Here is a 21,356-nt window from a genome sequence, read left to right as displayed (position 1 = left end):
GATATACTTATTAATCAAAAAAAATACTCCCCTCGCCTTATAGGAGAGGGGTTGGGGGAGAGGTTCTAAGCAAATGTTTATCGACTTTGAAACGGCCCTGCCATAATTGGGGGTTTGGGGGCTAATATAAATCATTTTTCTATCACTTTTTCCCAACTTGAACAAATGGTTTCTCCGACAGACTTGGCAATTTTTTGAACAATTAACGTTGAAACAATTGCCGCCACTGCGGGTGCTAACCCAAAATTTGCCACTAAAATAGGCGTAATCAAACTTGCAGCTTTTGTTGTGTTTTCCTTCATTGCCGTTTCAATGGTTTGCAACATTTCCCCCTGATCTCCGAAGGGATTTCCACACAACAAATCATAGGATTCTGCATTCAATTTTGTTAATAAACGTTCACCCATTGCCAACGCTTTATCCGCCATCGGCCCTCTCGGAACCCCTCCCCGACTGACTTCTTCTAAATCATCAATGGCACCCCGTTCATTCAAATTGTCTCCCAATTCTTGTATATACGTCCCCAATTTTATCTTGAGTTCGTCTTCGTCAAACTGTTGCAAATTATCGATTAATTGATCAATATTTGACACGTTAATTTACCTCATTATTGTGGATTTTAAATCAGTGGGATGGGGCGGGTTTATTGAAATTGTTTATTGGCTAAATCTATGGGAACCCACCCCTACTGTAAACTTATGGCTATTTAAAACTTCCTTTTCCCTTTCCTCGTAGGAGAGGGTAGCCAGAGGTACTGCATAAGCTCATCCTACAATTTACTATAAATTTGAGTGCGTATCGCCATATTTTACACTGCGGTTTGCACTCAATTGAGTTGAAATCTGGAAATTCCCTTGAAAAATAGGGTTGATGCGTGTATTTTTGAAACAACAAATTAAATAATTTAGGGATGTATCTATGCCAAGACCTAACTATGGCCCCCAGTCCAAAAAACGGACAAAACGCCTTTTGGAAGTCTTGATCACCTACGCTAATGGGGAGTTAGAAAAATGCGATCGCTATGAGTCACAGATTCAGGTAAACTGGCAAACAGAGAAACAATTAGTTGTCCGTACAAAGGTAAGATATCTTGAAGCCTTGACAGCCGAAATAGGAACCGGAGAAAAGTTAAATGGTACCCAACTCAAAGAAAGCCTAAAAAGTCTCCAAGATTTTATCGAAATATTAGAAGATAATCGCTCTTCGACTCAAGGATCGGATAGCTGGCATTTTACTTTAAAATTGTGGCATCATCGACGGGATACTGCGGCAAATTTAGCAGAATTTGAGCAACAATGGGAACAACGCCGTTCACCCAAATCTAAGCAGTCAACGGGGGAAATCTCCTCAACACAATCTCCTGAAATCTTACCGAATCATAATATTACCATCAATAAAATTTCCCGTCAAGATTGGGGAGAAGCCCCAAATTGTGCCGAATTTTATGATCGGGAAACTGAACTTTCTACCCTGAAAAATTGGATTCTTGAACAACGCTGTCAGTTAGTCACAGTGTTGGGAATGGGAGGAATGGGAAAAACCGCTCTTTCCGTGAAACTCGCCCAACAAATTCAAGGGGAATTTTCGGGATTAATTTGGCGAAGTCTCCGCAATGCACCGCCTCTAGAAAAATTGCTAACGGAGTTAATTCAATTCCTATCAAACGAACAATTAACCCCAGTTCCAAAAACGGTTGATGAGCAAATTTCTACCTTAATCCAATGTCTCCAAAATTCACGATTTTTAATCATTTTAGATAACGTTGAATCGATTCTCGACAGCAAGAAACGAGCGGGAAGTTATCGAGAAGGATATGAACGCTACGGACAACTGTTTAGAAGTATTGGAGAAACACAACATCAAAGTTGTTTGCTGTTAACCAGTCGAGAAAAACCCCGAGGAATTGGCTATCGAGAAGGCAATAATCAACCCATTCGTTCTTTACAACTCGAAGGCTTAAAATCAGAGGCGGGTCAAGATATTTTTCGAGAAAAAGGCTTTGAAATTGCCGCAGAAGATGCTAATATTTTAATAGAATCATACTCGGGAAATCCTCTCGCCTTAAAAATTGTATCGACCACAATCGCCGAACTGTTTGAGGGAGATGTTGCCCAGTTTTTAGCCGAAGGAACGGTTATTTTTGGGGATATTGCTGACTTACTGGATCAACAGTTTGCTCGGTTATCCTCTCTCGAACAACAGGTGATGTATTGGTTAGCCATTCATCAGGAATGGATGTCTTTATCTCAACTCAAACAAGGCTTATTAACCGCTATATCTCAACGAGACTTATTAGAAGCCCTAGAATCTTTGCAACAGCGATCGCTGATTGAAAAACAATCCGCCCAATTTACTCAGCAACCTGTTGTGATGGAGTATATCACCGCACAACTGATCGAGCAAGTATTTGAAGAAATCACCACCGGAGAAATAAATCTTTTTGACACCCATGCTTTAATAGAAGCCACCACCAAAGACTATTTAAGAACCGCTCAAATTCGCCTGATTCTCAAACCTCTCAGCGAAAAATTATTAACCCTATTTTCACATCCCGAAGCCGTCTATCAATGCTTAACCCAACTTTTAGATAAATTGCGATCGCGTTTCCCGCAAAAACGAGGATATGCAGCCGGAAATTTGCTTAATCTTCTGATAGAATTAAAATTACCCATTAACGATTTAGACTTTTCCAATTTAACCGTTTGGCAAGCCTATTTACAAGGGGTTAATTTACATCAAGTTAACTTTGATCACGCCGATCTCAATCAATGTGTATTCACCCAAACTGTGGGCGGTGTATTATCAATTGCCCTCAGTCCCAATGGTGAATTATTAGCCACAGGAATTGATGAAGATATCGTTTTTTGGCAAATAAATGAAGGACGACCTTTATCTATTTTACCCGGACATAAAGCTTGGGTAATGGCCGTTAGTTTTAGTCCTGATGGCAATATTCTCGCCAGTGGAAGCAATGACCAAACCGTGAGACTTTGGGATGTCAAAACAGGTCAATGTTTAAAGACATTACGAGGTCATAATAGTCGGGTGCAGTGTCTAGCATTTAGCGAAGATGGCAAACTGATCGCTAGTGGAAGTAATGATAAAACGGTTCGAGTTTGGGATGTAGAAACCGGAGAATGTCTACAGGTTTTACAAGGACACTACCGACGAATTTTAGCGATTACTTTTAATTTAAAACGGGGTATCATTATCAGTAGTAGCGAAGATGAAACCGTCAGATTTTGGGAAATAGCGACGGGAAACTGTGTTAATATTTTAGAAACACAAGTGAATTGGATGTCTTCAATGGCACTCAGTCCAGACGGTGAACTCTTAGTAACAGCCAGTGATGGAAATACGGTAAAATTTTGGGAGATAGAAACCGGAAAATGCACGAAAAATTTAGTCGGATATGAAGAACGAGTTTGGGCGGTGGCGTTTAGTCCAGATGGTGAAAAACTGGCAACCGGAAGCAATGATAATACGATAAAAATCTGGAATGTTTGCACAGGTGAATGTGTCAAAACCTTACAAGAACATCGTCATTTAGTCTGGTGGGTGGGGTTTAGTCTAGATAATCAAACCTTAGTCAGTGTCAGTCAAGATCAAAGTGTTAAATTTTGGCACTTTGCTTCAGGTCAATGTTTAAAAACCTTAGATGCTTATAGTAATTGGGTGTCGTTTGTTATCTTTAGTCCTGATGGTAAAATATTAGTCAGTTGTAGTGAAGATCGTTTAGTCAGACTGTGGAATATTAACACCAAAACCTGCGAAAAAACCTTAATAGGTCATACCAATATTGTCTCCTCAGCCGCCTTTCATCCCAACGGAAACCTATTAGCAACCGCCAGCGATGATAGTACCGTTAAACTCTGGGATGTGACAACGGGAGAATGTCTAAAAACCCTTTGGGGTCACGAGAGTTGGGTGCATTCGGTGAGTTTTAGTTGTCAGGGTTTGTTGGCGACGGGAAGCCGCGATAAAACAATAAAAATTTGGGATATTGAAACCGGAGAATGTTTGCAAACTTTAGCCGGACATTGGCATCGGGTAAAGTCGGTAGCGTTTAGTTTTTGTGGTAAAATATTGGCGAGTGGAAGTGATGATCAAACCCTAAAAATTTGGGATGTAGAAAGGGGAATTTGTTTACAAACCTTGTCCGAACATACCGACTGGGTGTTATGCGTGGCGTTTAGTCCTTGTGGTAAAATATTGGCGAGTGCAGGAGGCGATCGCACTGTTAAATTATGGGAAGTTGAAACGGGAAAATGTGTGCTGACTTTAACAGGACATCGCCAGCGAGTGCGGTCAGTCGCGTTTAATAATGATGGCAGTCAAATTGTTAGTAGCAGCGATGATCATACGGTGAAAGTGTGGAATTTGCAAACGGGAAACTGTGTTTATACCTGTCACGAACATCGTCAAACCGTTTGGTCTGTGGCTTGTTGTCCTGATGGAAAAACCTTTGTCAGTGGCGGTGATGATCAAACGATTAAATTGTGGGAAATGAAAACCGGGAAATGTTTAGGTACAATGATTTTAGCACGTCCCTATGAAGGAATGAAAATGACGGGGGCAATCGGTTTAACTTCCGCTCAAAAAGTAGCATTAAAAGCGTTAGGAGCAGTGGAAGAGTGATAGTTTAAAATACTTAGGAAATACTACTTATCTCCTACCGAACAATCTGGTTTTTCAATGGAAATCTGAAGTTTGTTATCAATCGGGTTTATGCTTAACAGTATTCATAGTACAATACTAAAAGTTTGTGCTTTATAGGGGTGCTATTTTAATATGAACGAAGAAAAAAAGTCGGTTTCAGAAGATCAAAATATAGAAGAAACTTCTCAAACTCGCGACCCCGGACGTGACAGAGGCCCAACCAAACCAACACCTGAACCCCTTGAAAATCCGGGTAAAGTAGACAGAGGCAAAACCAAACCAACACCTGAACCCCTTGAAAATCAGGGTAAAGTAGACAGAGGCAAAACGTCAGATGAAAATATTCAACCTGACAGTCCGGGTAAAGGAGACAGAGGCTCGAGTTGATTATTTTGTAGAATTTTATAATTGAGAGGGGGGAGGTAAATTTTACAGGAATTATTTGAAAATGGCTAACCCAACAACTTCTCCCTCTCAACAACAATCTACTGATAATATTGAGGAATTCCCGAACTGGCAAGACGAAGTACAAGCTCCCGATCTGAGTCATATCATTACAGAAGATGATACTCCGATGGATAATATCTTTTCGGAAAAGCAACAACGATTGTTAGTCAGCAGTATTTATAGTTCTTTTTCTCCGGGAATTCCTTTTCTGGCGACTGCAAATATCGGGTTATTTTATGGCTTGAATAAACCTCCGCTTGTTCCCGATGTTCTTCTTAGTTTAGAGGTAGAAATGCCTCAAGATTGGAGTCAAAAACAAAATCGTTCTTATTTTGTTTGGCAACAGGGAAAACCGCCTGAACTTGCAGTTGAAATGGTCTCGAATAAAGTCGGTAAAGAACTCGGTAGCAAGCTGAAAGATTATGCTCATGCGGGAGTCGCTTATTATGTTATTTTTGACCCCTTGCAACAAATTTTAAGGGAGAATGAAAAACTGCGAATTTATCAACTCCAAGGCGGACAATATGTGGAGTTTGAGAATCACTTTTTAGAGTTAATTCAATTGGGATTAACCCTTTGGGACGGAGCTTTTGAAGGACAACAACACATTTGGTTGCGGTGGTGCGATCGCGAAGGCGAAATTTTACGCACGGGAGATGAACGGGCTGAAAATGAACGTCAACGGGCTGAAAAACTTGCCCAACTGTTGCGAGAAAGAGGAATTAACCCAGATGATTAAGGATTGAAGAGAAACCGGGTTGAGCGGAAGTTTGTAGGAACCTATGGCACACACTTTTACACTTGGAGTTTTGTAGAGTTTAATGATAAAAAAATAGACAAAACCGTATGGAAAAATTAACAGAATTACCCAATAACCTTCCTGTTCCTATAGATGATGGTGCTTGCGATCATTTATATTGTTAGAGAGGCAGCTTGGCAATACGATTAACCCACTCTTCTGCACTAGATACTGCCCAAATCAGTAACAGTTCATCGATAACGAGTTCTATTGATAACTTCCTAGAAACGATGATTACTCCCGAACTCAGATTTTTGCTCATAAATTCAGCAAATTCTGATGGCATGGTTTTGCGATCGTGGCTGACGAGAATACGCCCCTGTTGTGCTGCAATTGCCAATACTTCTGCATCTTTAACACCTTCCAATCCAGCAGCAAAGGCAGTTTGGAAATCAATTGCAGGCTCTCGTCGCCAAATCCCCGTTACAATTGCCTGATTTAAGTCAGCATCAGCTTGGTAACGAATACTCATGATTGCCTTTTTTGTCTGGCTGACTTAGCTGCTATTAACTTATTGTACAGGACAGGATCGGTCATTTGTAGGGGTTGAGGCATAGCATCAAAAGCGACTTCCTCGGCTTCTAGGTAAGAATCTATCTCAACACGATTCGCCAGATAGAATGCGATCGCCCCATAAACTTGTTCCAATGTCAGTAACGGAAAAGACTGAACAATGCTTTCAGGTGATAATCCGTTTCGGAAAGCATAAACAACCGAGTCTAGGGAAATCCGGGTTTCTGCAATCCAGTAAGCATCATTCCGATATTCCACATAAGATTTAGCTGAAACAATTGACATCGTTTTGTTTTAGTTTTACTTACTTTTAATCATAAGCTCACTCTAAACGCTCTAAATTAGACTGTTAGGAATGCGCTCTGGGCGCCACAACGTTTTAAAGATCAACAGGTAAATCTTTGCGGGGTTTAAAGGCTTCTATTTGACGCAATTTTTCATACAATTCTCGTTCTTGAGGACTGGGATCTTTAGGAACGACTATTTTTAATTCGACTAATTGATCACCCCGGTTTCCGGTTCCGGTTGGATAACCTTTATTGGCTAAACGTAAGCGTTTCCCCGACGTTACACCGGGCGGAATTTTAAGTTTTACAAAACCATCTAAAGTCGGAACTTCTATTTCACTTCCTAACACCGCTTCACAGGGCGTAATGGGAACTTCACAAATAATATCTGAACGTTCCACTTGAAAAAACGGATGAGGTAAAATATTGATTTTCAGATATAAATCTCCGCCTCCAATGCCTTGATTTCTTAAACGAATGCGTTGACCTGTGATCATTGCAGAAGGCATATTAACTTCTAAACTGCGGCCATCTTCTAAGCGAATGCGTTCAGTTCCGCCTGTATAAGCCTTTTCTAAGGGTAAAGTCAGTCGCGCTTCAATATCTCGTTTGGCTTCCCGAGAACCTGCTGTATAAACCGCTTTTGTGCGAGGGGAACGATAGGGATCAGAAGACTCCACCCGAGGCGCGTCAGCCGTCACTGTTCGGACTTCTCGCCGTCGCCCTAACAATTGATCGACAAACGTATTAAAATCGGCATAGTCTCCAAAATCAACTTCTTCAGTTTGAGTCCGACCATTGGTTGATTTACTGGCCCAAGTTTTCAAGCCCGAAAAAGGCGAACTCTTGCGACCTTGAAAGCCTTTTTGCTTCCAAAATTGACTATATTCATCGTATTGCGATCGTTTTTCGGGGTCAGACAGAATATGATAGGCTTCTCCAATGTCTTTAAATTTTTCCTCAGCCTCTTTATCACCGGGATTGAGATCGGGGTGATATTGTCTGGCTAGTCGGCGATAGACTCTTTTAATTTCTTCTAAAGTTGCGTCTTTGGGAACGCCTAGAATTTGATAATAATTCCGGAAGTTTTGCATGATTGGGTTGACGATTTTTACGTTTTAAATTGAAAGTATCGACCGAATTTATGCTTCTGAAAACACTTTATAGCCAATCATCATCTTGTTCATCCCAGTCATCACTTTGATAATAGCGTTTAGGGGTTCGACCTTCGTCCAAACGTTCGGATTGAGGGGGATAGTCGCGGTTGACATATCGTTCTTCTCGACGGCGATCGCTAGCTGAAAACGTCCGTTTGATCGATCCAAACAAATCATCTTCGTCCTCAGACGCAAAAGCAGACACTTCTCGACTGAGTTCATAAAGAGCATCTTGCAGATCCGCCCCAATTTGATCAATTCCGCGATCATCATCTCGTTCCAGGCTATCACGCAAAGCCCGAATTAGGGTTTCAATGCGTCCTCGCTGACGTTGGGCAAATTGCATCCCGTAGTCTAAGGCGACTTCTCGCAGTTGTCGTTCCGCTTGGTAGGTTAAAGCTTGGGCGCGGTTGCGTTTTTCGACTCGTTCACGCTGTAAGCGATCTTGATCCGCAAATTGTTCGGCTTCTTGGATCATGCGGTTCACTTCTTCTTGGCTGAGAGTGGATGCCCCTTGAATGGTGACGCTTTGTTCCCGTCCAGTGGTTTTGTCTAAGGCTGTCACGAGTAAGATCCCGTTGGCATCAATATCAAAAGAAACCTGAACTTGCGGAACACCTCTAGGGGCGGGCGGAATTCCCGTGAGTTTAAATTTACCCAAGGATTTATTATCGCTGCCTAACTCCCGTTCACCTTGTAAGACGTGAATTTCGACTAAGGTTTGGTTGTTTTCTGAGGTTGAGAAAATATCAGATCGTCGCACCGGGATAGTGGTATTGCGAGGGATGAGTTTTTTCATCACACCGCCAATGGTTTCTAAGCCTAGAGATAGAGGTGTTACATCCAAGAGTAAGATATCTCGCACTTCTCCAGCTAAAATTCCGGCTTGAATGGCTGCCCCCACTGCAACCACTTCATCTGGGTTAACGCCTTGATTGGGTTCGCGATCAATTAAGCTATAAACCACTTGTTGAACCATCGGCATTCGGGTTGATCCGCCGACTAATATCACTTCATCAATCCGATCTGGATTAAGATTAGCATCCATCAAAGCCTGTTTGATCGGACGACGCAAGCGTTGAACTAAGTCCGCACATAATCCTTCAAATTCACCTCGGGTGAGTCGATATTCCAGGTGTTTCGGCCCTTCTTCGGTTGCTGTAATAAACGGTAAGTTAATCTCTGTGACACCGATGCCAGACAGTTCGATTTTGGCTTTTTCGGCGGCTTCAGTCAAGCGTTGTAAGGCTTGGCGGTTGCGTCGGAGATCGACGCCTTCTTGTTCTAGAAATTTATCGGCCAACCAATCGACAATTTTTTGGTCAAAATCATTTCCACCGAGTTGAGTATCGCCACTGGTGGCTTTGACTTCAAACACGCCATCCCCAACTTCGAGAATGGAAACATCAAAAGTCCCTCCGCCTAAGTCGAAGACGAGGATGGTTTCATATTCGCGTTTTTCCAGTCCGTAGGCCAGAGAGGCGGCGGTGGGTTCGTTGAGAATGCGTTTTACATCCAGTCCGGCGATCCGTCCGGCGTCACGGGTGGCTTGGCGTTGGGAGTCGTTAAAATAGGCGGGAACGGTAATCACCGCCCCAGTTACCTCTTCCCCCAGAAAACGGCTGGCTTCTTCAGTCAGTTTTCGCAAAACCATTGCTGAGATTTCTTCTGGGGCGAAGTCTTTTTTCAGTCGAGGACAATTGATTCTAACGTTACTGACCTCATCCCGGCGAATGGTGTAGGGAACCCGCTTTGAGGCGGGGGTGAGGTCAGCGTATTTATTGCCGATTAACCGCTTCACCCCAAAAAAGGTATTTTGGGGATCTAAAATGGCTTGACGTCTGGCCATTTGTCCGACAATGCGTTCCCCTTCTCGGGTAAAACCAACGACGGAGGGGGTTGTCCGCATTCCTTCAGAATTGGCAATCACAACAGGCTTACCGCCCTCCATGACAGCGACCACAGAGTTGGTTGTCCCCAGGTCAATGCCGACTACTCTTCCCATGCGTTGGTTTTCTCCTTTTGTGCTTCGATTTGCCTTAGTTGTCCGATTATCTATTTTATCGCGTCAAGTAAGGCAAGAGGCAATTTACAGTCACTCCGATACCAGTCACTCCGATACCAGTTTTTCCCAACTCCTGACTCCTGACTCCTGACTCCTGACTCCTGACTCCTGACTCCTGACTCCTGACTCCTGACTCCTGACTCCTGACTCCCCATCCTTCTTTAACAAATCTTGGACTTGAATGTAACAAGATGTAAAGTATAATGAGAACGAAATATAAGCACACAGACTAAAGGTTATCAATGCGAGTTGCGATCGCCGGAGCAGGTTTAGCAGGTTTATCTTGTGCCAAATATCTCGCAGATTTGGGTCATACGCCCATTGTTCTGGAACGGCGAGATGTATTAGGGGGCAAGGTGGCTGCATGGAAAGACGAAGACGGGGACTGGTACGAAACGGGTCTGCACATTTTTTTCGGTGCTTATCCCAATATGTTGCAGCTTTTCAAAGAACTGGGCATCGAGGATCGGCTGCAATGGAAAGAACACACGATGATTTTTAACCAGCCTGAGAAGCCTGGTACCTATTCTCGGTTTGATTTTCCTGACCTACCTGCTCCGATTAATGGAGTGATCGCGATCCTGCGTAATAATGATATGCTCACTTGGCCGGAAAAGATCCGGTTTGGCTTGGGGTTAATTCCGGCGATGGTTCAGGGGCAAAAGTATGTTGAGGAGATGGATCAATACTCCTTTTCAGACTGGCTCAAACGGCAAAATGTTCCGCCTCGGGTTGAGAAGGAAGTGTTTATCGCCATGTCAAAAGCTCTGAACTTTATTGACCCGGATGAGATTTCAGCAACGATTATCCTAACAGCACTCAACCGCTTCTTACAAGAGAAAAATGGCTCCAAGATGGCGTTTTTGGATGGTTCGCCGACAGAGCGCCTCTGTCAGCCGATTGTAGATTATATCACGGAGCGAGGTGGTGAAGTCCGACTGAATTCACCCATTAGAAAGTTTTTACTCAATGCCGATCACAGCATCAGTGGCTTTCAAGTCGGTGGGTCAGAGGAGGTGTTAACGGCTGATGCTTATGTTTCGGCGATGCCTGTTGATCCCCTGAAGTTGATGTTACCGGAAGCTTGGCAAAAATTGGATTATTTTCAAAAGCTAGACGGTTTAGAGGGGGTTCCGGTGATCAACGTGCATCTGTGGTTTGATCGCAAGCTGACGGATATTGATCATCTGTTGTTTTCGAGATCGCCGCTTCTGAGTGTGTACGCCGACATGAGTAATACTTGTCAGGCTTATTCCGATCCGGATCGTTCGATGTTAGAGTTAGTTTTAGCCCCAGCCAAAGATTGGATCGCGAAGTCTGATGAGGAGATTGTGGCAGCAACGATGGCAGAATTGGAAAAATTATTTCCAGAACAAATTCCCCATCAGGCGCAGTTGTTGAAGTCTCATGTGGTCAAGACCCCACGTTCGGTTTACAAAGCTGTTCCGGGCGCTCAAGCTTGTCGTCCTTCCCAAGTTACACCGATTCCCAATTTCTTTCTAACTGGGGATTATACGATGCAACGATACCTGGGTAGTATGGAAGGTGCTGTACTTTCTGGTAAACTAACAGCGCAAGCTATTAGTCAGCATTCAGCCTCAATTGACAAGCAAGCCCAGGCTGCTCGGGTTGATTCTGCCCTTAACGGTAATTCAGCCTCTGTCAATTCCCCAACCCGCACCCCTGTTACACAATAACCAACCGATTTACGGCTGATAGCGACAGAGCAGAAAAACGACGAATGCTACAACTGTCTAAGTCCCTCCGGATGAGAACTCTGGCTTCCTTGGAAGACTCCTACGAACTCTGTCGTCAGATTACTGCGGAGTATTCCAAAACTTTCTATATGGGAACTCAGCTCATGCCAGAAGCCAAGCGTCGGGCGATCTGGGCAATTTATGTCTGGTGTCGCCGTACCGATGAACTGGTCGATGGGCCGATGGCGAGTTCGACAACGGCTGAAACTTTGGATCATTGGGAAAAACACCTCGAATCTCTTTTCGCAGGTCATCCCATTGACGATGAAGACGTGGCTCTAGTGGATACTCTCAGCCAGTATCCTCTGGATATTCAGCCGTTTCGAGATATGATTGCGGGTCAACGGATGGATCTTTACCGCAGTCGATATGAAACGTTTGAAGAATTGAAACTGTACTGCTATCGGGTGGCGGGTACAGTTGGGTTAATGTCTATGGCCGTGATGGGCGTTGCCCAACCGGACTATCAGGCACCCTGGGATCATGAACTTGGCTTTGATATCCCGACAGAAGAAGCGATCGCCCTTGGAATTGCTAATCAATTGACGAACATTCTCCGAGATGTCGGTGAGGATGCTCGCCGAGGTCGTATTTATCTTCCCCTAGAAGAGTTAGCCCTGTTCAACTACACGCAAGAGGATTTATTGAAGGGAGTTGTCGATGATCGCTGGCGAGAACTGATGCGTTTTCAAATTCAGCGAGCGCGTAAGTTCTATACTCTGGCTGAACGAGGGATTCGCGCTTTGAGTCCTGATATTCGCTGGCCGGTTTGGTCTGCATTACTTCTCTACAGCAAGATTCTCGATGAAATTGAGCGCAATCGGTATGATGTTTTTACCCGACGGGCTTATGTTCCGACTCGGCGTAAATTGTTCTGTTTACCTGTTGCGTTTTTGAGGTCCATTGTGTTGTAATCTTGAACGTCTTTAATAAGGCTCTATTGAATTAAATAACCCGCCTGAAGTTGATTCGGGCGGGTTTTGTTTAGCTGAAAATCTAGTCTGAGGGCTAGGTATTTGTGGTTTGAGCTAGCATTTCTTTGAGCTTCTCTAACTGGTTCGCCCAACGAGGATCGGGTTGAACCGAGTCCGAGCTAGAACTTGATGAACTTCCCGAAGGACTTGATGAAGAATTGCCTCGACCTGATTTTTTCTTCTTACTGCTTGCCGTTTTAGTGGCTACTGGGCGAACTTCCTCTTCGGGTGAACCCTCTCCTTTTTCATTTTTGCCTTTTTTACGGGGCAATGCTTTTTCTATTTTCAGGGGATTTTCCTTGAACATGAAGCCATTGTATTTTTCAACAATTTGATCGGCGATTTCATCGGTTTGTACGGTGACAAAACCAAAACCTCGACATTTTCCGGTCTTACGATCCGTAATCACTTTAGCAGAGACGCTATCTCCTTCTTCAGCAAAAACGTCTTGTAATTCCTTGCGTTCAAGTTCTTTGGGAAGATTTCCAACATAAAGACGAACGGGCATGACTAAAACCTCCGAATATCAACTAAAATGAGTGAACTAGATAACAGCACATTGACTGCTATCCTTTGAATAATAAACATCTGTTATCGAAAAATACTCTCCAACTTGAGAGCTTTTTTGCCTCGCGTAGAAAAAAACTTTACAACAGTTTATAGGTCTATACCAACCGAACGGGTGATTTTGAAACTTCTTCTCCACCTGTATTCGCTGATGCAGAGACCTATAATTTTTTAGGCTGTTTTGTAAACTTCCGGTCATTTCTTAACAACTTACTGCCGTATACGCTTTCAATTCCCTTGAGTGTCGATTAAAACATCTTTAACCCAGACTCTAAAACTAATATCAATGGATTTCAGCTTCCTGTCGATGTAACGCCTACTCAAGTTTAGTACACCCAAGGGTACAAAATAGAACATTTGGAGAAAAAGTCGCCTGCTTTAATACCCGTTCGGTAAAAAACAGCAACTTTTATAAAACTCTGCTCTCTACTATCCATAACCGGATAATTTAAAGCCACTCTCTAACATATCATATCTGTGGGCAGAATTCTAGCAATTGCTTCAAAATTTTTTCTGACTACAATCTGAATGTCTTTGGCAATCTTTTTCCGATTGATTTAAGTTTTCCTCCGAGTTACCCGAAAGGTTCATCCATTATTAAAGCTTTGTAAACAAATGTAACACTGAGTTGAGCAAAATGCAAATCCAACCTTCTTAAAACTTACAAAAACTTAGAATCCTCCTTGAGAAATCATATAAGCCCCCCAAAAAGCCAGGACACAAGCTAAGATTGTAGACCAAATTGGATGTCCTCCTGTCAAAGTCACTTGATGATCTTGAGTTTGTAAAGTTTCGACATCTATCCAAGGTGTTGCACCTCGTCGCCACCATCCTCTAAGATTAATCGACTCACCGATTAATTCAACCGGATGGCTTGATTTGCCAAAAATTGCCAGAGGAGTCAATTCCGGAATATAATGCAGCTTGATCAAACCTGTAGCCGTCTTTAAAATTAAATCCTGTCCCATCAAATTGCTCAAACCTTCTCGCCCCTGAAGTTTTCCTTCTAAATACAGAGGTTGACTATCTATCGGTAGTGCATTAGCATCTGTCAACAGACTCACCAAACTCGGGTTTTGTAGTGGCGTTGAGGGTTTAATCTCAGCAAAGAAAGAATTGATGCGAAGGAAAATTCCTAAACTGCAAGCCAGGGGAATGCAACCTGCCAAAATCCAAAAATCCCCAAACAACCATTCTAATTGCCAAACGCCCACAGCAGACAAAAAGCCGCCCAATAACCAGATGAGACTTCCTAGCATCAAACCCGCCGGAAGCCCAAAGTAAGGCGCACCTTGTAGAAGCAATCGACGGTGTTGCAAAGACCGATCCGATGTAGATGCAGAATTTTTCGCTGATAAATCCAACTCGGTGTTCAAATTCCAAAAACTTGCATACTGAGATAATATCAACAAGCGATCGCCAATTACCGGATGTGTGTTATTGATTTCCAACCATTGACGATAGGGGTTTGCTAAATCCCATGTGAGCAGAGATTCGATCTTACCATAATCAGCCGCTACACTACCGAATGTTAGCGCTTGAGAGGAACTGACAGGCATCAACAGATCAAACCCCTCTAGTAAGCTGCTTGTACCTTGCTGCTGAATTTCCTTAGCCATTCCTATCGCTATTTTGACAATCGCGCGAGTTAGTCCGTTTGGATTTCCCGTCAGGTTGCAAGCGGTGCGATCGCTGTAGTAAACTCGTCGGCGAGACAGCCACAATGTGGGCAATCGCAAAATTCGATACAACCCATAACTGAAAGGTGAAATAATTGTGAAAATTCCGTTGAGGATTGGGATAATCAACGATAGAATAGACCGAACAAAATTGGGGACTTTTTCGGGTAATCTGTTGATCAAGTCTCCAGACTGTTCAACCCATTGTGCAGATTGCCAATAAAGCTGATAGGGGATTTGAGTAATAATAGCGGCAAAAGACATCACTAGAAAATCCCACTGACCGACTGAAGCAATTTCTCTAGCATAAATGACTGCAATTTCATCTTCCGAGAGTTGATCAAGTAATCCCTGACTAACAACAATTCTAGCAAATCTGGGCAACCAACCATAGGTGATGGCTATCGGTGCATTTGTCGGTAATACTCTCAACGCGGGGACTTTCCAATTGCGTTGCTGACAATAATTTCTTAAGATGCGGTTCGCTTCTTGACTGTAGTTAAATAACGCTGTCATCGGTAAAGGTTTCATCCGATAGGCAAATTTTAGCAAGCTATCTAATAGCCAAGGCGACAACATAAATAATACCGCTAAACTGATATAAACAGATTCAGTCGGATTCTGATAAAATAGTTGTAGAGGTTGAAGAAGTGGCAACCACAGTAATACATTATTCGTGGTATCCATTAAAAACTCTATCAAACGAGGCGTGAACCAAAGAAACGCTAAAACGGTTAGAGCTTGTTCGAGATAAAATCGCGTTAGATTCAACGATTTTAAACGCCGCCATTCGGTTGCTCGTTCTGCTTGTCGCCAAGTTAATTGTTCAAATTTTGTTGAAAATTTATCTAAGGTTTCTTGAGATTGAATATTATTTTCTTTTTTTAAAGAAGTGTCAGTAGCCATTTTATTAATGACATTTTTTTCTAAAAAATCAGATTTATTACTATTAATTTCTTTAAAAATATGGGATTGTTTTTGGGCTGATTTTGAACGGTAATTATTCAGTTGTTCGTCAACAGAAGACTGTTTTTTAGGAGGTTCAAAGGGAACAAAACCTGCATCTTTTGGGGGTTGAATATTTGGGGGTTGCGAGGAAGGTTCAAAGGGAACAAAACCGGGGTCTTGTTGAGGTTGAGTTTCTACAGAATAACGCTGATTTAACTCTTGTAAAGTCTTTTCCGCCCAAGTTTTTACTTTCGGTTTAGGATGTTGCGCTAAACTTTGACAGAGGGCGATCGCTTTTTTGACGTTGCGAGTTCGTTCATAGGCGACAACTAACGCCATTTCTGCCCGAATTCCGGCTGATCGGTTAGACTGAGACTGTGCGATCGCTTCGAGATGAGTTATCGCTTTTTGATACTGTTTTTGTTTCAGCGCCGCTAACCCCATTTCCAGAGAGGGGGTTTCTTTTGGGGACTGTTGTGAACCCGACGCCGGAGGACGAGGAGTAGATGACATGGCGGTTCTTTCACTTGCACTTCTTTTTAGGATAGCCTAGTCGGGATGACTTTCGAGAATTGTATCTTAAATGATATTAATTCTGAAAAGATTGTACAGTGATAACAATCCGTTGAGAATACAAGAAAAATACAGTTGATCGCATTTCTCAGAAAAACTCCGTATTTTCACGGAGACGCAACCCAATTTAAGCGCTTCAAAATTTGATCAAATATCAGTAATTCCACGCTGTTAAATCTGAGATTTTAAATCTATGCTAGATGTAGAGATTTCAAAAGTTTAATACTCTCTACCTCTAGGAGAAAACACTATGGGCTTGAGTAAAGCAAGTTGCCGTCTCAACACTGATAGGGCAACTCAGGCAACTTTAGCAGATATTTCATTAACAGGTATTGCTGATAGTGGCTATCTTGCTGACTCCGACTTCAACGTATTGGTTACTTTAATACAGGGTTAAGCAAGATGCAAACGACACTCAAAAAGACTGAAACTAACAACCATTCTAACACGATAAATTATCCCTTTTTATTAGTCACACACATGGTTTGTGCTGACCAACAAATTCACAGCGAAGAATCAAAAGCACTCCATGAACTGGCGACTCAAATTGAAGCCGGACAAAGCACTCTTGCGGAAATGGAAAAGATTCTCGCCCAAGATGATGATCAATTATCTGTGGAAGAAATTGCGAGGCGAGTACCCAGCAGTCAAAAAGATGAGGCAATGTGTCAAATTTTAGCGATTGCTTATGTTGACGGGTTTTGTTCGGTGTTAGAACGGAAGATGGCCGAACGAATTGCACAGATTTGGAACTGGCCGAAAGGAGAAATACAGAAAAAAATTGAAGAAGCCGGAGCCTTTTCTGATACGGGATTTCTTGATGAGTCCAATCAACAAAAACTTTCTGTTAGTGCGCGTTTACTTCAGAAAGCCGATTCGATTTTATCCCGGGCTTTGGTTAATAAATTAGCTAATTTAACGGGAGCAGAAGAAAAAGTTGAGCAACTGCGGCGAGAAATTTTGTTATCGGGGCCAGAATATGATGAAGCGATTCGTGAGTGTGCCGTTGTTGCTAAGGAAGATTACCAATTTTCACAATTTGCTCTGAGAAGTGCTTTGTCGATACTTTACTATTTGGGAAAAAATCTGCAAAAATCGATTTATGAAATTCAGTCAAAAACCAACAGTAAAGGTCAGGCAAACACGGCTAAAGAAGTTGCAAAACAACTCGAATTAACTGAAAAATCGCTCTCGGCTGAAATTATAAAAGAAATTGAGGATGTGCAGGAATCCCTCCGTTCAAAAGAACGCGCTATCAATCACTTTAGCATTGCCTTTATGGGCAGAACGAAAGCGGGAAAAAGCACACTTCACGCCATTGTTACTAACGATGGATGGGAGGCGATAGGAGTTGGAAAACAGCGAACGACTCGTTACAACCGAGTTTATGAGTGGAAAAATATTCGGATTATTGACACGCCTGGGATTGGCGCTCCCGGCGGAAAAAGTGACGAAGAAATTGCAGAAAGTGTGATTGAGGAGTCGGACGTTATCTGTTATGTGGTGACAAACGACAGCATTCAAGCAACAGAATTTGAGTTTTTACATCTGCTGAAAAAGAAAGCAAAACCGCTCATTGTTCTATTGAACGTTAAGAAAAATTTGCGCGATTCGCGTCGATTAGAACATTTTCTTAAAGATCCCGATAAAGCCTTTGAAATGGAAGGTCAAAGCGGTTTGGGCGGACATATTGAACGCATTCGCCGCTATGCAAAAGAGCATTATGCAAACGATTACTTTCCCATTGTTCCGGTGATGCTTTTGGCGGCTCAACTTTCCCGCGAACCCGAACATGAAAATCGCAAAGAGGAATTGTTCAAAGCCAGTCGAATGCAAGATTTCTTAGATTCTATTCGTGAGTCTTTGATTCAATACGGAACTATTCGGCGATCGCAAACTCTACTCGGTTCGACAGTCGGCGCCATTAATACACCCTATAACTGGGTTGCAGGACAAGCTCAAATTTATGGACAGTTAGCAGAAACAATTCAAAGCAAACGGGAGGAAATCCGAAAGAAAATTGAGACTGCATTCAAAGATAGCCGCAGCAACTTACAAACAGAAATCGAAACGATATTTCAAGAGGCGATTAATGCTGTTCCATCGTTTGCTGAGGAACATTGGAATTCAAACGAGTTGGGATTGAAACTCGGTTGGGAGAAAACACTAAAATCTCTCAATTTTGAACAGCGTTTAAAGTCTGCTTTTCAGGAAGCGGGTGAACAGTTTCAGCGTGAAGTTCAAGAGGTCTTAGAAGAAATCGGCCATGAATTACAGTTAGTTGCTGAACTAGGCGGTGGTAACTTTAAGTTTACACAGCAAGATTCTGGGGATACTCAACATATCCTGCGAATTGGAGGAATTATTTTAGGGGTAGCCAGTACAGTTCTTCTATTGTTTTCATCACCTTTTGCAATGCCTTTAGTAATTGTTGCTGGAATTATCGGGAATCTTACTGGTTTATTCAAGTCAAAAGATCAGAAACGTCGCGGCGCGGTTGACAACATTTCAAAGGATTTGTATGAGCAACTGAATACCCAAAAACAGGAAACGCTGGAAAAAGCCCGAAGTGAATTTTCAAATTCCTGTGCTTTTGTAATTATGAATATCGAATCCTATTTCAAGGAACTCGCTTTGGGATTAGAAAGTTTTTCTCTCAAACTGGAGGAAGCCCAGAAAAAACTCTCGGACTGTACCAAGTATCTTAATCGTGCTTATGCCAAGCGAATTCTGGATTGGAGTCAAGAAAAATACGAACCTTTAACTGAAGAAGGAGCCAGAAAAACAGTTGCTAAGGTTCAACGGAAGTTCGGACACAAAATGACGATTATCACTCGCTCTGAACTCACCATCAAAAAATCAATGGATGAACTGAAAAAGGTTCTTCAAGAAGACATTTCAATTCAATCTCACAAATCTGTTAAATAGGAGAAACAAGCCATGACTGAGAATAATCAGGATTTCCTCGCCGCCAAAATTGGTTCTGCATTCAAAAAAAATCTCGTTAGTTTTGATAAGCTACTAGAACAGGAAAATAAACCCGAACTCACAGAAATTCGGAAAAAACTGCGTGAGGAATTAAAAACATATCGGGAACAAGGAGCAATTGGCGTTGCTTTTGTCGGACAATATAGTGCGGGAAAATCAACAATTATCTCTGCACTGACCGGAAAACGAGACATCAAAATTGATGCGGATATCGCCACCGATAAAACCAGCACCTACAACTGGAATGGTATTCAAGTTCTTGACACGCCGGGACTGTTTACAGAACGCCAAGATCACGATGAAATTACCTACGACGCGATTAAAAAAGCCGATTTATTGGTATTTTGTCTCACCTATATGCTGTTCGACTCCGTTACCGTTGAGAACTTCAAAAAGTTAGCCTATGAAAAAGGTTATCGCTGGAAAATGATGCTCGTCATCAATAAAATGTCTGATGAAGCGGGAGAAGAAGAACAAAAAATTGCCAACTACCGCCACAGTCTAGCAGAAGCATTGAAACCTTACAGCCTGGATGAATTTCCGGTTTGCTTTATCGATGCAAAAGACTACTGTGAGGGTGTCGATGAAAAGGATGATTTTCTGATGGAAATTAGCCGTTTTCAGACGTTTATTGATTCCCTGAATGAGTTTGTTAACAAACGTGCGGCATTAGCAAAATTTGATACTCCCGTCCGAATTGCACTCAGTTGTTTGGAAGAAGCACAGCTAATTTTTACCCGCAACTCTACGAATGATTCCGCATTCCTCGAAATTTTAAATCGTTTGTCTCGTGTTGTCCGAAAAGAACGGAGTCGCATCCGAACTAAAGTTCAAAATATTGGCTTGAAAATGTCTTCTGAAATTTCTAAAGAAGGTTATGTTCTGGCTTCAGCAGTCGGAAGCGAAGACATAGAAATTTTGAATAAACAGGCTGAAATAAACGTTCAGAAACACTACGAAAAAGCCGAAACAGACCTGCAATCTGTAATTAATGCTGCGGCTGAAGATATACGCCAGGAAGTTGAACAGGTTTTTGAAAGTGATTTAGTTAAAGCCTTTGTTACTTGTTTAGATAAAAACCAAAACGTATCAGCTCAAAATGTAAAGCCTGGTATGAATGTAGAAGCCATCAAAAGTCAAATCAATTTCCTTGGTGATATTGGAACCAAAGCCGGAGTAAATATCACAAGTTCAGCGACTCGTGGCTTTTTGGGTACAGCAGGTCAACAAGGATTTTTACGCTCTATGGATGTTGTAGGAAGTGGACTACATCAAACAGTTCTTGGAGTGGGTAAATTTGTCGGATTTAAGTTTAAACCTTGGCAGGCTGTCGGTATTGCCAAAAATCTTGGTAATGCGGCTAAGTTTTTAGGGCCAGTAATGGCTATTGTTTCCGTAGGATTGGATGTAATGCAGGCGCTCAAAGAAAGTGAACAAGAACAGAAAATGGCAGAATGCCGTCAAGAAATTACGAGCGAATTTCAGAAAATTGGTAAAGATTTAGAGGCTCAAATCAGTATACAGCTTAGTGAATTTGAACAACAGGTTTATGGAGAAATTGAGAAACAAATCTCAGTTGCTCGTCGCAGTGAAGAAGAATCTATCGCCGCTTCTAATACTTGGATGAAAGAACTGATGGATATTCGGGAGAAGTTTGAGTTAATTCTCAAATACATCACAAAAGCTACAGAAAAACCAGTGGCTTAAAACCGAAATCATTCATTTCTCAACCCCATTCAACTTGAAAATTACCGGAGCAAAAAATCGCTAGAACTAGATTAACAAATTTGAGTAGGGGCGGGTTCAAATTGATTTGTTCATCCCAGAAACAATATTAATTAACCCGCCCCGTTTGTTTGGGTTAATTGTCAGGGCGGGTTGATATTGGTTATTTGTCGGAGTGGGGCGGGTTTATATTGGTTATTTGTTAGAAACATAAATCT

15 protein-coding genes are annotated in these 21,356 nt (G+C 42.2%); 8 read left to right on the top strand and 7 right to left on the bottom strand.

Features of this window, described 5'->3' with window-relative positions:
- Window positions 1-131: 131 nt before the first annotated feature.
- Window positions 132-593 (bottom strand): hypothetical protein, encoded by a 462-nt coding sequence (locus WN50_RS19865; RefSeq protein ID WP_049560427.1) that lies wholly within the window; start codon window positions 591-593, stop codon window positions 132-134.
- 325 nt (window positions 594-918) lie between these two features.
- On the opposite strand from WN50_RS19865, the gene WN50_RS19860 reads away from it, so the two are divergent.
- From WN50_RS19860 to WN50_RS19850, 3 genes are all read left to right on the top strand, one after another.
- Entirely contained in the window at window positions 919-4,638 is a 3,720-nt protein-coding gene (locus WN50_RS19860) for a WD40 domain-containing protein (RefSeq protein WP_053221555.1), read from the top strand.
- A gap of 153 nt (window positions 4,639-4,791) precedes the next feature.
- A complete protein-coding gene (locus tag WN50_RS19855; protein ID WP_046277871.1) occupies window positions 4,792-5,046 on the top strand; it encodes a hypothetical protein in 255 nt (84 codons plus the stop codon).
- Between the two features lie 61 nt (window positions 5,047-5,107).
- Window positions 5,108-5,845: a Uma2 family endonuclease gene (locus tag WN50_RS19850; RefSeq protein ID WP_082172500.1), complete on the top strand. Its 738-nt coding sequence runs from the start codon at window positions 5,108-5,110 to the stop codon at window positions 5,843-5,845.
- Window positions 5,846-6,026: 181 nt separating this feature from the next.
- Here WN50_RS19850 and WN50_RS19845 read toward each other — a convergent pair whose 3' ends face one another.
- The 4 genes from WN50_RS19845 to dnaK form a co-directional block, all read right to left on the bottom strand.
- Window positions 6,027-6,377, bottom strand: a complete 351-nt coding sequence (locus WN50_RS19845; protein ID WP_046277870.1) for a DUF5615 family PIN-like protein — start codon at window positions 6,375-6,377, stop codon at window positions 6,027-6,029.
- Entirely contained in the window at window positions 6,374-6,703 is a 330-nt protein-coding gene (locus tag WN50_RS19840) for a DUF433 domain-containing protein (RefSeq protein WP_046277869.1), read from the bottom strand. Before WN50_RS19840 ends, WN50_RS19845 begins: the two co-directional genes overlap by 4 nt.
- 94 nt (window positions 6,704-6,797) lie before the next feature.
- Entirely contained in the window at window positions 6,798-7,799 is a 1,002-nt protein-coding gene (locus WN50_RS19835; protein WP_046277868.1) for a DnaJ C-terminal domain-containing protein, read from the bottom strand.
- 67 nt (window positions 7,800-7,866) lie between these two features.
- The gene (dnaK, locus tag WN50_RS19830) at window positions 7,867-9,867 is read right to left on the bottom strand and encodes a molecular chaperone DnaK (RefSeq protein ID WP_046277867.1); all 2,001 of its coding nucleotides are present in this window, start codon (window positions 9,865-9,867) and stop codon (window positions 7,867-7,869) included.
- On the opposite strand from dnaK, the gene WN50_RS34755 reads away from it, so the two are divergent.
- From WN50_RS34755 to crtB, 3 genes are all read left to right on the top strand, one after another.
- Window positions 9,848-10,018 carry a hypothetical protein gene (locus WN50_RS34755; RefSeq protein WP_160315411.1) on the top strand — a complete coding sequence of 57 codons (171 nt, stop codon included), beginning with the start codon at window positions 9,848-9,850 and terminating at the stop codon, window positions 10,016-10,018. The genes dnaK and WN50_RS34755 overlap by 20 nt on opposite strands.
- Before the next feature lie 151 nt (window positions 10,019-10,169).
- Complete coding sequence (gene pds / locus WN50_RS19825) at window positions 10,170-11,624, top strand: 15-cis-phytoene desaturase (protein WP_046277866.1); 1,455 nt, start codon at window positions 10,170-10,172, stop codon at window positions 11,622-11,624.
- Window positions 11,625-11,668: 44 nt separating this feature from the next.
- Complete coding sequence (crtB, locus tag WN50_RS19820) at window positions 11,669-12,598, top strand: 15-cis-phytoene synthase CrtB (protein ID WP_046277865.1); 930 nt, start codon at window positions 11,669-11,671, stop codon at window positions 12,596-12,598.
- A 94-nt stretch (window positions 12,599-12,692) separates the two neighbouring features.
- Here crtB and WN50_RS19815 read toward each other — a convergent pair whose 3' ends face one another.
- Complete coding sequence (locus WN50_RS19815) at window positions 12,693-13,166, bottom strand: RNA recognition motif domain-containing protein (protein WP_046277864.1); 474 nt, start codon at window positions 13,164-13,166, stop codon at window positions 12,693-12,695.
- A 730-nt stretch (window positions 13,167-13,896) separates the two neighbouring features.
- Window positions 13,897-16,365, bottom strand: coding sequence for a zinc metalloprotease HtpX (locus WN50_RS19810; protein WP_046277863.1), 2,469 nt, complete (start codon window positions 16,363-16,365; stop codon window positions 13,897-13,899).
- A 462-nt stretch (window positions 16,366-16,827) separates the two neighbouring features.
- On the opposite strand from WN50_RS19810, the gene WN50_RS19805 reads away from it, so the two are divergent.
- Together WN50_RS19805 and WN50_RS19800 are read left to right on the top strand one after the other, a co-directional pair.
- Window positions 16,828-19,353, top strand: a complete 2,526-nt coding sequence (locus WN50_RS19805; protein ID WP_046277862.1) for a GTPase — start codon at window positions 16,828-16,830, stop codon at window positions 19,351-19,353.
- 12 nt (window positions 19,354-19,365) lie between these two features.
- Complete coding sequence (locus WN50_RS19800) at window positions 19,366-21,120, top strand: GTPase (RefSeq protein ID WP_046277861.1); 1,755 nt, start codon at window positions 19,366-19,368, stop codon at window positions 21,118-21,120.
- Window positions 21,121-21,356 lie beyond the last annotated feature (236 nt).

It is taken from the genome of Limnoraphis robusta CS-951, from assembly GCF_000972705.2.
This window is presented reverse-complemented; position numbering and strand designations above follow the sequence as displayed.

Bases quoted from the DNA above. Each gene is read 5' to 3' on its own strand.
- WN50_RS19860 (WP_053221555.1), top strand. From the start codon at position 919: ATGCCAAGACCTAACTATGGCCCCCAGTCCAAAAAACGGACAAAACGC.
- WN50_RS19855 (WP_046277871.1), top strand. From the start codon at position 4,792: ATGAACGAAGAAAAAAAGTCGGTTTCAGAAGATCAAAATATAGAAGAA.
- WN50_RS19850 (WP_082172500.1), top strand. From the start codon at position 5,108: ATGGCTAACCCAACAACTTCTCCCTCTCAACAACAATCTACTGATAAT.
- WN50_RS19845 (WP_046277870.1), bottom strand. From the start codon at position 6,377: ATGAGTATTCGTTACCAAGCTGATGCTGACTTAAATCAGGCAATTGTA.
- WN50_RS19840 (WP_046277869.1), bottom strand. From the start codon at position 6,703: ATGTCAATTGTTTCAGCTAAATCTTATGTGGAATATCGGAATGATGCT.
- WN50_RS19835 (WP_046277868.1), bottom strand. From the start codon at position 7,799: ATGCAAAACTTCCGGAATTATTATCAAATTCTAGGCGTTCCCAAAGAC.
- WN50_RS34755 (WP_160315411.1), top strand. From the start codon at position 9,848: ATGCCGACTACTCTTCCCATGCGTTGGTTTTCTCCTTTTGTGCTTCGA.
- dnaK (WP_046277867.1), bottom strand. From the start codon at position 9,867: ATGGGAAGAGTAGTCGGCATTGACCTGGGGACAACCAACTCTGTGGTC.
- pds (WP_046277866.1), top strand. From the start codon at position 10,170: ATGCGAGTTGCGATCGCCGGAGCAGGTTTAGCAGGTTTATCTTGTGCC.
- crtB (WP_046277865.1), top strand. From the start codon at position 11,669: ATGCTACAACTGTCTAAGTCCCTCCGGATGAGAACTCTGGCTTCCTTG.
- WN50_RS19815 (WP_046277864.1), bottom strand. From the start codon at position 13,166: ATGCCCGTTCGTCTTTATGTTGGAAATCTTCCCAAAGAACTTGAACGC.
- WN50_RS19810 (WP_046277863.1), bottom strand. From the start codon at position 16,365: ATGTCATCTACTCCTCGTCCTCCGGCGTCGGGTTCACAACAGTCCCCA.
- WN50_RS19805 (WP_046277862.1), top strand. From the start codon at position 16,828: ATGCAAACGACACTCAAAAAGACTGAAACTAACAACCATTCTAACACG.
- WN50_RS19800 (WP_046277861.1), top strand. From the start codon at position 19,366: ATGACTGAGAATAATCAGGATTTCCTCGCCGCCAAAATTGGTTCTGCA.